Annotated in this window: 11 protein-coding genes and 2 pseudogenes; 9 read left to right on the plus strand and 4 right to left on the minus strand. The window is 39.9% G+C overall.

The features are described from left to right. The first annotated feature begins 55 nt into the window (after positions 1–55). The 3 genes from F9B91_RS03525 (at position 56) to F9B91_RS03535 (ending at position 2,499) form a co-directional block, all read left to right on the plus strand. Positions 56–898: a metallophosphoesterase family protein gene (locus F9B91_RS03525; RefSeq protein WP_023946200.1), complete on the plus strand. Its 843-nt coding sequence runs from the start codon at positions 56–58 to the stop codon at positions 896–898. A gap of 75 nt (positions 899–973) precedes the next feature. Beyond that, positions 974–1,411 carry an Rrf2 family transcriptional regulator gene (locus tag F9B91_RS03530; protein WP_150922525.1) on the plus strand — a complete coding sequence of 146 codons (438 nt, stop codon included), beginning with the start codon at positions 974–976 and terminating at the stop codon, positions 1,409–1,411. A gap of 68 nt (positions 1,412–1,479) precedes the next feature. Continuing rightward, on the plus strand, positions 1,480–2,499 hold the full coding sequence (locus F9B91_RS03535; protein WP_150922526.1) for a YdcF family protein: 1,020 nt from the start codon (positions 1,480–1,482) through the stop codon (positions 2,497–2,499). Positions 2,500–2,736: 237 nt separating this feature from the next. Here the strand turns inward: F9B91_RS03535 and F9B91_RS03540 are convergent, their stop codons facing one another. Beyond that, positions 2,737–3,810 carry a DUF2974 domain-containing protein gene (locus F9B91_RS03540; protein ID WP_150922527.1) on the minus strand — a complete coding sequence of 358 codons (1,074 nt, stop codon included), beginning with the start codon at positions 3,808–3,810 and terminating at the stop codon, positions 2,737–2,739. 155 nt (positions 3,811–3,965) lie between these two features. Here F9B91_RS03540 and F9B91_RS03545 point away from each other — a divergent pair, with 155 nt between their 5' ends. From F9B91_RS03545 to F9B91_RS03575, 6 genes and pseudogenes are all read left to right on the plus strand, one after another. Then, entirely contained in the window at positions 3,966–4,643 is a 678-nt protein-coding gene (locus F9B91_RS03545) for a response regulator transcription factor (RefSeq protein ID WP_000548991.1), read from the plus strand. Then, positions 4,636–5,610, plus strand: coding sequence for a sensor histidine kinase (locus F9B91_RS03550; RefSeq protein WP_150922528.1), 975 nt, complete (start codon positions 4,636–4,638; stop codon positions 5,608–5,610). Before F9B91_RS03545 ends, F9B91_RS03550 begins: the two co-directional genes overlap by 8 nt. Before the next feature lie 431 nt (positions 5,611–6,041). Beyond that, on the plus strand, positions 6,042–7,553 hold the full coding sequence (locus F9B91_RS03560) for an ATP-binding cassette domain-containing protein (RefSeq protein WP_004242726.1): 1,512 nt from the start codon (positions 6,042–6,044) through the stop codon (positions 7,551–7,553). Between the two features lie 290 nt (positions 7,554–7,843). Beyond that, positions 7,844–8,041: pseudogene (locus tag F9B91_RS03565) on the plus strand (hypothetical protein); the annotation flags it as partial. 81 nt (positions 8,042–8,122) lie between these two features. Beyond that, positions 8,123–8,446: a potassium channel family protein gene (locus tag F9B91_RS03570; RefSeq protein WP_000825751.1), complete on the plus strand. Its 324-nt coding sequence runs from the start codon at positions 8,123–8,125 to the stop codon at positions 8,444–8,446. After that, positions 8,443–9,492, plus strand: a complete 1,050-nt coding sequence (locus tag F9B91_RS03575; protein WP_049516469.1) for a DUF389 domain-containing protein — start codon at positions 8,443–8,445, stop codon at positions 9,490–9,492. Before F9B91_RS03570 ends, F9B91_RS03575 begins: the two co-directional genes overlap by 4 nt. 255 nt (positions 9,493–9,747) lie before the next feature. On the opposite strand, the gene thrS is transcribed toward F9B91_RS03575, so the two are convergent. From thrS to F9B91_RS03595, 3 genes and pseudogenes are all read right to left on the minus strand, one after another. Beyond that, positions 9,748–11,691 carry a threonine--tRNA ligase gene (thrS, locus tag F9B91_RS03585; RefSeq protein WP_125386185.1) on the minus strand — a complete coding sequence of 648 codons (1,944 nt, stop codon included), beginning with the start codon at positions 11,689–11,691 and terminating at the stop codon, positions 9,748–9,750. A gap of 40 nt (positions 11,692–11,731) precedes the next feature. Beyond that, a pseudogene (locus F9B91_RS11645) lies at positions 11,732–11,940 on the minus strand (hypothetical protein). 73 nt (positions 11,941–12,013) lie between these two features. Next, positions 12,014–12,388, minus strand: a complete 375-nt coding sequence (locus F9B91_RS03595; RefSeq protein ID WP_191962405.1) for a hypothetical protein — start codon at positions 12,386–12,388, stop codon at positions 12,014–12,016. Positions 12,389–12,422 lie beyond the last annotated feature (34 nt).

Here is a 12,422-nt window from a genome sequence, read left to right on the forward strand (position 1 = left end):
TAGCTGTGACTTTTTATGTTATACTTATTGCAAGAGAAAAAACGAGGAGATAAATATGACAAAAATAGCTCTTCTTTCAGATATTCATGGAAATACCACCGCCTTGGAGGCTGTTTTGGCAGATGCACGGCAGTTAGGAGTGGATGAATACTGGCTTTTAGGAGATATTCTCATGCCAGGGACAGGGCGTAGAAGGATTTTGGACTTGTTGGTTGAACTACCGATTACGGCTAGAGTTTTGGGAAACTGGGAAGACAGTCTGTGGCACGGTGTCCGCAAGGAACTGGATAGTACTCGTCCCAGCCAACGTTATCTCTTGCGCCAGTGCCAGTATGTTTTAGAGGAAATTTCCCTAGAAGAAATTGAATTGCTTCACAATCAACCTCTTCAGATCCATCGTCAGTTTGGTGATTTGACAGTGGGAATTAGCCATCATTTGCCTGATAAGAACTGGGGTCGTGAGTTGATTCATACTGGAGCGCAAGAGGATTTTGACCGCTTGGTAACCAATCCGTCCTGCGATATAGCTGTTTATGGTCATATTCACCAGCAGTTGCTTCGTTACGGGACTGGTGGGCAATTGATTGTCAATCCGGGTTCGATTGGGCAGCCTTTCTTTCTAGATGCCCAGTTGCGGAAGGACTTGCGGGCCCAGTATATGATTTTGGAATTTGATGACCAGGGCTTGGTAGATATGGACTTTCGACGGGTGGACTACGATGTGGCAGCTGAATTGCAGCTAGCTAAAGATCTAAAACTACCCTATTTTGAGGTTTATTATGAAAGTCTGGTCAATGGTATCCACCATACTCATAATCAGGAATTTCTGAGAGAATTGGCGCAGAAAGAGGGCTATGATAGGGAATTAGATGACTGGTTAAAAAGTGGTAACGATTGACATTACAACCAAAAAGGGTATAATAAAAGAAAAAGAAGAGTAGAGGCAGGGCAGCCTCGTAAAAAGGAGAAGAGCATGCAAATTCCAAGTAGATTTACCATTGCGACTCATATGCTGATAATTATTGCCCTCAAGGGGAAGGAAAGCAAGGTGACCAGTGATTTTCTGGCTGCTAGTGTCGGGGTCAATCCTGTCATTATCAGAAAAACCTTGTCCCAGTTGAAGAAGGCAGAGCTGATTTCAGTAGCGCGCGGAACAGGGGGAACAGAGATTGTCAAGGACCTCAAAGATATTAGTCTTTTAGATGTTTATCAGGCGGTTGAGTGTCTTGGTAAGACAGGCCAACTATTCAGTTTCCATGACAATCCAAATCCAAATTGCCCAGTCGGAGCTCATATTCATGAGGTTTTGGATCAAAAATTGGAGAGAATCCAGCTGGCTATGGAGGCTGAACTTGGTCAGACCAGTCTAGAACAAGTCGTGGCTGACGCAGAGAGTCAAATGAAGGATTGAGAGGGATAGATGCCCTCTTTTTTTCTTTGAATAATTATGATAAAATGAACTCATAAAAGGAGGAAGAAATGTATCTCGTTATAGGAATTGTATTAGCATTTATAGTGTCATTTTGGAAGGATAATAGAAGTTTGTGGAATCCAGTATTATTCTTATTATCCCTCATTTCCAGTTATTTTTATTTAGGCTACCTTTTTTATCAAAATGGGTATGAGAAGATTCATTTCGCTTTTTTTATATTTCCCTTTATTTTACTTCCTTTTTTGCTTTTTCTAAGTGGCATCTTTTTAATCTATAATGGGGTCATTTTGTTGAAGCGAGAGGGACGTTCAAAGGCTAATTATTTCTCCATGCTCCTTGGAATAGTCATTTTGCTATTTTTTGCTTTGATGTCATTTCGATTGGGAGGACGATATGAATTATTTTACACCAATCACTTTCTAAATATTTTATTTGCATTTATTGCTTATTCTTACTTTATTTTTGGTTTTGCTTTTGTGGCTTTCATTCTGTACTCTATCTTGTATCTCCTTATTCCTAAGAAGAAGCATTATGATTTTATTATCATTCATGGTGCAGGTTTGTTAGACGGAGAAAAGGTAACACCTTTGCTAAAGAGGAGAATTGATAAGGCAGTAGAAGCTTACCACAATTCTAAGAATCCTCATATCAAAATCATTGCTAGTGGTGGTCAAGGAGGAGATGAGAAGATTTCTGAAGCGCAGGCTATTACAAACTATCTGCTTGAAGAGACCGATGTTCCCCAAGATGGGATTATCCTGGAGGACCAATCAAGGACTACCTACGAGAACCTTCTCTTTTCTAAGGAACTTGGTGAGAAGCTGGTAGCCAAACCTCAATTCCTCTTTGTAACAAATGATTATCATGTCTTTAGAACAAGTACCTATGCTCGTAAGTTAAAAATGAAGGGAGATGGCCTCGGATGTAGGACGGCAGGCTACTACATACCATCTGCTTTTATTCGGGAGTACGTAGCTCTCTGTGTCAAAATGAAATGGCTTTTCCTTGCCTTTTATGTCCTGCTATTAGCACTCATTTTAATAGCCTACAAAGGAATTATTTGGTAATAAAACTCTTCGAAAATCTCTTCAAACCACGTCAACGTCGCCTTGTCGTATATATGTGACTGACTTCGTCAGTTCTATCCACAACCTCAAAACAGTGTTTTGAGCAGCCTGTGGCTAGTTTCCTAGTTTGCTCTTTGATTTTCATTGAGTATAAAGTACATTTTAAAAGACCTAGAATGCACATGAAAGTCTGTGTTCTAGGTCTTTTGTTTTGTATATATTTGATTTTCCAGAGTACTATCTATTTTTCCAGGCCTGGTAACGGGTATCAATCAATAACTGGGTGAGGCGTCCCATGGTTTCCCTTTCTTCTGGAGTGAGAGATTGAGCTTGGACAAAGAGATGACGAATGTGTTCGATAGCCTTTAAGGAAGACAAGTCATTGATAGATGTAATACCAGAATCAAGAATGGTGCCAAAGAAGAGGTCGAAGTAGAGCTGAAGTTCTTCGTCAGGGACTGTCGCTACCCATTCTTTGAAGGTTGTGTTTACTTGTTGACTATCGCTGTTGGTCTTATCCAGTTGGACGAAGTGTCTATCCTCAATCTGCCAACTAAAGGTATCGTGCTGGGCGATGCCACCTAAGGCAGTACTCTGAACGATGATTTGGTGGGCAGGAATTTCCAGCATCCTACCGATGATGGAACCTTGTGGAATGAAGACCTTGGTTCTATCCATTATTCTTTGATAACCTTCGGTCTGTGTCAATTCTTGATGGAGACCAGGCGCATCAAATGTATAGACTTCGGTAATCTGATTTTGCAAGCTTTGCTCAATTTGACTAGCCGCATAGATAGCTAGATTTCCTCCCTTGGAATGCCCAGCTAGAATGACTTTTTTCCTAGGATGGTGGACAAAAAAGTTTTCTAAATAGCATAGGGCGTGCTTTTGAGAAGGAATTTCCTTCATATAGGTCATGTGGAAATCTTCCTTCCAGCCAATGATACTGTCATCTGTCCCACGAAAGACAATCAGATAGGTATCGAGAGTGAGGCGGTAGGTCATAGCCGCAAATTGCTTTTGCAGTTCAGGGTCGATTTCGTTGATAAAATAGGAGAGTTTGCAATTTTTGAAGCGCTTGTGTTGAGATAGCTCATCCAATAGCTGGAGTCGATTTTTGCTGGTCAACATGCTAGACTCTCTTGGAACCTGAGGTGCCAAGTCTAAAAGTCGCTGAGGACTTGTGGATACTAGATTATCAAAGGGGAGGTAGGTGGTTTCTGTTAAGGCTAGAATGTCTAATTCATTTAAAGGAAGGTCATAAAAGGAATCGTATGCGACATCTTTCAGGTAGTCAAAAATATTGGCCATAAGTGCTCCTTTCTTTTTATTTATCTTATCAAATTTCCCTTAAATTAGCTAGTAGGATTGCATCACTTTGTTGGCTACAAACAAGCTCTTTCAAATTCAGTTTCAGGCCTGCTAGCATGGAAAAATCTGTTATAATAATAGAAAAGGAGGAGCGCATGCACAAGATTTTACTAGTAGAAGATGATCAGGTTATTCGTCAACAGGTCGGGAAAATGCTCTCTGAATGGGGATTTGAAGTGGTTCTGGTAGAAGATTTTATGGAAGTTTTGAGTCTTTTTGTCCAGTCGGAGCCTCATCTGGTCCTCATGGATATTGGTTTACCCTTGTTTAATGGCTATCACTGGTGTCAGGAGATTCGCAAGATTTCCAAGGTGCCCATCATGTTTCTGTCTTCGAGAGATCAGGCTATGGATATCGTCATGGCGATTAATATGGGGGCGGATGACTTTGTGACCAAGCCTTTTGACCAGCAGGTTCTTCTAGCCAAGGTTCAGGGCTTGCTACGTCGTTCCTATGAGTTTGGGCGAGACGAGAGTTTACTGGAATATGCCGGTGTGATCCTCAATACCAAATCCATGGATTTGCATTATCAAGGGCAAGTGTTGAATTTGACCAAGAATGAATTCCAGATTTTACGCGTTTTGTTTGAGCATGCAGGCAACATCGTAGCGCGTGATGATTTGATGCGGGAACTTTGGAACAGTGACTTTTTCATTGATGACAATACCCTCTCAGTTAACGTGGCTCGTTTGCGTAAAAAATTGGAAGAGCAGGGCTTGGTAGGATTTATCGAGACCAAGAAAGGGATAGGGTACGGTCTGAAGCATGCTTGATTGGAAACAATTTTTTCTAGCCTATCTGCGCTCTCGTAGTCGTCTGTTTGTCTATATGCTTGCTTTAGCGTTTCTAGTTTTGCTTTTTCAGTTTTTATTTGCTAGTTTGGGAATTTACTTTCTTTACTTTTTCCTCTTGTGTTGCTTTGTAACCATCTTATTTTTCACTTGGGACATATTGGTGGAAATGCAGGTCTATCGTCAGGAAATTCTCTATGGGGAGAGGGAAGCCAAGTCTCCTTTGGAAAGAGCTTTAGCAGAAAAATTAGAAGCGCGTGAGATGGAACTCTACCAGCAGAGGTCAGATGCAGAAAGAAAACTGACGGATTTGCTGGATTACTATACCTTGTGGGTTCATCAGATTAAGACTCCCATTGCAGCTAGTCAACTCTTAGTTGCAGAAGTAGCCGATCGCCAACTGAAGCAGCAGCTAGAACAGGAAATTTTCAAGATAGACTCCTATACTAATCTAGTCTTACAGTACCTGCGTTTAGAAAGTTTCCATGATGATTTGGTCTTAAAGCAGGTTCAAATTGAGGACTTGGTCAAGGAAATACTGCGTAAATACGCTCTATTCTTTATTCAAAAAGGCTTAAGTGTCAATCTGCATGACCTTGATAAAGAAATTGTGACGGATAAAAAGTGGCTGCTAGTGGTCATTGAGCAAATCATCTCAAACAGTCTCAAGTACACCAAGGAAGGTGGTCTGGAGATTTATATGGACGGGCAAGAGCTCTGTATCAAGGATACGGGAATCGGGATAAAAAACAGTGATGTTCTCCGAGTCTTTGAACGTGGCTTTTCAGGCTACAATGGTCGCCTAACCCAGCAGTCATCTGGACTTGGACTTTACCTATCTAAGAAAATTTCTGAAGAACTGGGGCACCAGATTCGTATCGAGTCTGAGGTCGGTACAGGAACGACAGTGCGGATTCAGTTTGCTCAAGTGAACTTAGTCCTTGAGTGAGAAGAGACAATGAGTTTTTACCCAATCTCTTTTTGCTATATTTCAGGATATTTGAAGACTGTTTTTTACAAAATCAATAATAGAATTTTTAATACGGAATATAGTATAAATACTGGTTCAAAGTGAAGTTTTGTATGCTTTATACTTTTGTTGAGTATAAAATCTATAAACTAAGGGTGAATTACAAAAATTAATTTGAGATGAAGTGAATTGTAGACTTGGGAAATATCTCCTGTTCGATTTCAGAATGAATCGCTGATACAGGATTGAAAGAACTGCAGCTTTCTTTTTATTTTGATAGTAAAAACTGCAGTACTTGTGTGATTTACAATTATTGCACTCAATGTCCGAGTATCGCACTATCTGAAATAGGGAATAGTAGAGATTGTTCTGCGATATGTAAAAAAACGCATTAGCAAGGAGTATCGTATATGCTACCATATCTTAAAACTATTAGATGGTATCTCTTCTTTAATTTTCTTTTTGGTGTAGTATCGAATATCTGCACAGCTTTGTTACCGTATTTCACGCAGGCATTAATCAAAGGGGATTATCAAGTAGCTCTATATGGTTACTCTATGTCAGTGGCAGGCTATTTGAGTTGTAACTATATCCAAATGATACTTGATTGGAAGCAGGGGATTATCTTTTCGACTACTTTGAAAAATGAGTGGTTTCGTTCACTTCTGGGACTCAGTCACCACGATTTCAAGCAGAAAACAGTAGCAGAGTATATTTCCTATCAATCTAATGACCTAGATTCGTTGGAAAAGGATTACCTTCCTCCATTGATGAGTTTTATCAAACAAATTTTACGTATCATCATTTACGCTTTCATTATTAGCAGAACAATTAATCCTATTGTATCACTGATTTTAATCTTTTCTACTGGAATTAGTATTCAAATTCCTAAAATCGTTGGGAAGTTGACCGCTAATCGTAGACAGGTTTACTTGAAAAAACAAGGAGATTACTATCGAACTTTGGAGGATTTGCTCATGGGACATCATTTGGTAAATAAACTAACTATGTCGCATTTTTTGAATCAACAAAAGAGTTCTCTAAAGAATTTGCAGGATAAGTATTTTAAGTATGGTTTGACAAAAATTACAGGCATCTTATTGACAGGTGTTTCTTTTGAATTCATTAGTCTTGTTCTGTTTATTTATTTAGCCTACTCTCTATCTCACCAGCAACTCGGTATTCCTGAGGTGGTGGCGAGTTTCGGATATATTAATGCTTTTTCTGAACCAATACAGGAAATCCTTTATGATTTACAAATGTTAGAGTCCGTAAAGCCTGTAATCAAGAGTTTTCAAAACATTGTTGGGAGACCCGTTTCAGTTCAAGCACCTCAACATTCTTTTGATACGATTACTTTGAAAAACATTTCCAAACAACTGGGAGAATCAAAATTGATAATTACTTCCGCTACGATTCAAAAAGGGGATAAAATTGCGCTTATTGGTAAGAATGGGTCTGGAAAAAGTAGTCTTCTCAACATTTTAAATGGAACAGATGAAGATTTTGAAGGACAAATTGTGCTAGATGGGCTTGTTTTGGACCATCTTTGGGGAAGATTCGGTATGATTCTGCAACAAGAACATACATTTATTTCGAGTTATGAAAATAATGTAACGCTATTCAATAGTTTCAATGAAAAATTCAGAGAAGAAGATTTTGAAAAAATTCCACCACAATCCCTGTCAGGTGGTCAGCAACAACGAATGTATTTAAATCGTGAGAAAAATCGTAAAAATCCATTGCTTATCCTAGACGAACCTTTCTCTGCCTTGGATACTAATCAGTTTAAAATGGAATTGGAAAGAGTTCTGGAACTACCAAGTGCCGTCATTGTTACTTTACATCGCCAAAACGAATTATTAAGTAAGTTTGACCAAGTTTGGGAAATTAAGAATGGAGAACTTGTAATTTTGAAATAGCTAAATTATAAAGAATAAAACGCATAGTATCAAGGTTCAGGAGATACCGTTTTTCCTTCTTCGGATAAGGAAACAAAAATTTCTTGCTTCATCTATCTATTCAATTGATAGATTTCTTCGAAGAAAGACTGTAAAATTTTTGATATAATGTTAAGGATGGACTGACGGATATTTAAAGGATAATTTTCAAAAGAATAACAGGTGAGAAGAAAAATATGTAAGATTGGACAGAAGTCTCTCTACCATCATCCATGCAGAAACAAAATTATACGAAATAAAAGGAGTAACCAATGACTGGAAACTATTCAACACGTGAATACCGTGAGAAATTATATGATGATCTTCATGTTCGATTAAGAGATACAGTGATTTTGATGTGTGCGATTTTTATTGCCTCTATTGGCCTAAATATGAATTCAACAGCTGTCATTATTGGAGCCATGCTGATTTCCCCTCTTATGACACCGATTGTTGGACTGGGGTTTGGTGATGGAGATCATGTCCTATCTTCACTTTGATTATTGGAAAAAAACGGCTCGGTCAGGAGCTAGTATGAATAAGGAGAACAAATGAAACGTTTAAAAATGTTATGGCATATTATGCAGGTTACGGGTTTTACTCGGTTTGCTCTGAGTTTTGTGACCTTTGTTTTTGGGTCAGGAGGCGTGCTTTTCCTAGTTGAACCTGCTATCACAAATTACGGAGACGGTCTTTGGTATGCTTTTGTGACTTCGACGACTGTCGGCTACGGGGATCTCCTAGCTGTGACCTTGATTGGAAGGATTACCAGTGTCTTCTTGACGATTTATGGGCTCATATTTTTTGGCTGTTTATCAGCTGTTATTTTTAATTATTATACCAATTTAAATAAGGAAAGAGGAGAGGACAAATGACTGCCAATTATTCAACACGGGAATACCGTGAGAAATTATACGATGACCTTCATGTTCGATTGAGAGATACAGCGATTTTGATGTGTGCAATTTTTATTGCCTCTATCGGACTAAATATGAATTCAACAGCTGTCATTATAGGAGCCATGTTGATTTCACCTCTCATGACACCGATTGTTGGACTGGGATTCGGTTTAGCTATTTTTGATACGCGTTTAATCAAGCAATCTCTAGAGGTTTTATTGACTCAAGTGTTGGTCAGTTTGCTTGTCTCGACTCTGTATTTCTGGATTTCTCCCTTGTCTTATGCAAGTAGCGAGTTGATTGCACGAACCTCTCCAACCATTTGGGATGTCCTCATTGCTATTGCTGGTGGGATTGCTGGTGTGATCGGTTCAAGGAAAAAAGAAGCAAACAATATCGTGCCAGGAGTAGCCATTGCTACAGCTCTGATGCCGCCTATCTGTACTGCTGGCTATGGTTTAGCTAATGGGAATGTACGATTTTTATTGGGGGCTCTCTATCTTTTCTTGATCAACTGTGTCTTTATCATGCTAGCCAACATTGTTGGAACAAGAATTTTGATGAGAAAATCTCCTTTAACTTCATTTAAAGAGCTGAGCATTAAAATGAGAATTGGCTTGATATCTTTGATTGTATTGTTGATTCTTCCAGCTAGCTATTCGGCAGTTACTCTGACAATAGAACAAGCGCGCAAAGAAGGGATCAAACAGTTTGTAGGAAAAGAGTTCGCCAATTATACGGTTATTAATCAAGTCTACAAGTCAAGTAACAATGAATTGGTCTTGACGGTTGTTGGAGATCCGATTTCAGAAGAAGAATTAGAAACACTCCACCAAAAACAAGCCTCTTACGGTATTCAATCTGTTCAATTGAAAGTGAATCAAGTTCAGAACTCGCCAACATTAGATAGTGAAGCGACCAAGGAATTTTATGAAAACATTGACAAGTATATTGATCAAAAACTCTCTGAAAAAGATTCACAAAAAGATCTCGTAAAAGAAAATGAAGCAGACAAGGATTGAGGATATTGACCTTATCTAACTCATGAAAGCAAATCTTGTGTGGTGGTTTGGTCAATCACTACTAGCTCGGATTAAATAATACTCTTCGAAAATCAAATTCAAACCACGTCAGCGTCGCCTTACCGTACTCAAGTACAGCTTGCGGCTAGCTTCCTAGTTTGCTTTTTGATTTTCATTGAGTAAAAATATAAAAAGCAACAGCTGTTTCAGTTGTTGCTTTTTAGGTAGCTAGGATTTTATCCCAGGTTTTATCTATTATTTCTCAACGCGTGATTTGTTGGCGATATCAGCTAGGATAGCTTGAACAAAGTCATCGACTGAGATAGTTTGTGTTTCTTTTTGGCCGTAGCGACGAACATTGACTGTTCCGTCTTCCATTTCTTTGTCCCCAACGATCAATTGGTAAGGAATCTTGCTTGTTTGTGAAGCACGGATCTTGAACTGCATTTTTTCATTGCGCTCATCTACGTCTGCACGGACACCGCGGTCACGGAGTTTCTTAGCCACTTCCCAAGCGTAGTCCACGTGTTTCTCGTTAGAAACTGGGATGAGGGTTACTTGGTGTGGTGCAAGCCATGTTGGGAAGGCACCCTTGTAGTTTTCAATCAAGATAGCTGTGAAGCGTTCCATAGTTGAGATAACGCCACGGTGGATCATAACTGGACGGTGCTCTTCGCCATCAGCTCCGATGTATTTAAGGTCGAAGCGTTCTGGAAGCAAGAAGTCAAGTTGGATAGTAGAAAGAGTTTCTTCTTTTCCAAGGGCTGTCTTAACTTGAATATCCAATTTTGGTCCGTAGAAGGCTGCTTCACCTTCGGCTTCAAAGTAGTCCACACCCATTTCATCAAGGGCTGCACGAAGCATGGTTTGGGCATTTTCCCACATCTCATCGTTGTCAAAGTACTTGTGAGTATCTTGAGGATCGCGAAGAGAGAGGCGGAAGCGGTATTCAGTCAAGTTGAAGTCTTCATAAACATCGATAATCAACTGAAGGGCACGTTGGAATTCCTCTTGGATTTGTTCTGGAGTTACAAAGAGGTGACCGTCGTTGAGAGACATTTCACGCACACGTTGAAGACCAGTGAGGGAACCAGATTTTTCGTAACGGTGCATCATACCGATTTCAGCGATACGGATTGGCAATTCGCGGTATGAGTGAACATGGTGTTTGAAGACTTGAATGTGGTGTGGACAGTTCATTGGACGAAGGACAAATTCTTCCCCGTCACCCATGTCCATAGTTGGGAACATGTCTTCTTGGTAATGATCCCAGTGACCAGAAGTCTTGTAAAGTTCAACAGAAGCAAGTGGTGGAGTGTATACGTGTTGGTAGCCAGAAGCCAACTCTTTGTCTACGATGTAGCGTTCCAATTCACGACGGATAGTCGCACCATTTGGCAACCAGAATGGAAGTCCTTGACCAACCTCTTGAGAAATCATGAAGAGATCAAGCTCTTTACCAAGTTTACGGTGGTCACGTTCCTTAGCTTCTTCACGCATTTGAAGGTAGTTTTTCAAGTCTTTTTTGTCAAACCAAGCTGTACCGTAGATACGTTGCATCATAGCGTTGTCGCTATTTCCACGCCAGTAAGCACCTGCTACATGGAGAAGGTGGAAGATTTGGATACGGCCTGTTGAAGGGACGTGTGGGCCACGGCAAAGGTCTACATATTCACCCTGACGATAGATAGTCAAACCGCCTTCGTCTTCTGAGTGTTCTTCAATCAATTCCAACTTGTAAGGGTCGTTTTTAAAGATTTCACGTGCCTCGTCTTTAGTCACTTCTTCACGGATTGATGGGAAGTTTTCTTTGACAATTTTTTGCATTTCTTCTTCGATACGAGGAAGGTCTTCGTTAGAGATTTGACCAGCTGTGTTGTCAGTATCGTAGTAGAAGCCGTCCTCGATGGCTGGACCAACACCCAAGTGAATGTCTGGGAAAAGACGACGAGCTGCTTGGGCAAACAAGTGAGCGGCTGAGTGACGCAAGATTGGAAGGGCATCTTCGTGGTCAGGTGTCACAATTTCGATGCTTCCATCTTCAGTGATAGCACGAGTAGTGTCGATGAGTTTGCCGTTAAATTTACCAGCAAGAGCTTTTTTAGCTAGGGAATTGCTGATAGATTGGGCAATTTCAAAAGTTGTAACGCCGGATTCGAATTCACGAACAGCGCCGTCTGGGAAAGTAATGTTAATCATGATGTTCTCCTTACTTATATTATTGACGAATGTGTTAACCCTATTCTGAAAACAGGGACAGAGGATTGTGAAAGCTAGAAAAACAAAAAGCGACATCCTCAAAAGGACGTCGCAACGTGGTTCCACCTTCATTTATGTACCTCAAAAGAGAGGGACACCTCTGATTGGCTCTAACGTAGCCACCGTTTTATGTTTTCATAAAAAACTCAAGAGTAGTATCAGTTTAGGCTCTCTATGCGTTTCCAGCAACCACGCACTCTCTAGTAGAAAGGGACTAAGTGACTTGTCTCTATGGATTATTATAGCATGATTGTGAGATTTTTCAAGGATTTTGTGAAAGTTTTTTGTTTTTCATTTTTTGTAGAATATGCTTGATGCCAATACCGGAAGCCATGCCCACCAGAGCAAAGATTTCATAGGCTAAAAAGTAAAACCAGATAAATTCACCGAAGGTTATGATAGTAAAGCAAAAGAGCAGTCCGTTACCAATTAACCACCAAAGTGAGAAACGGAAACGGTAGCTATAGAGTAGCGATATAATCAAGATTACCAGAGGTGTAAAGAAGAGAAGATTGTTTATACAGAGTCCCTTGAGTGTAAGGGGGTCAGAAACAACTAGCAAGACCAACTCATAAAGTGGCCAATAAAAGAAAAATATGACCAGATAGTAGGGGAGATGGAAATAGAATCTAGGCATGATAATCATCTCGTTTAAAAAAAACAGACAACTT

The sequence above is a fragment of the Streptococcus mitis genome (genome assembly GCF_008763935.1).
Taxonomy (GTDB): Bacteria; Bacillota; Bacilli; order Lactobacillales; family Streptococcaceae; genus Streptococcus; species Streptococcus mitis_DB.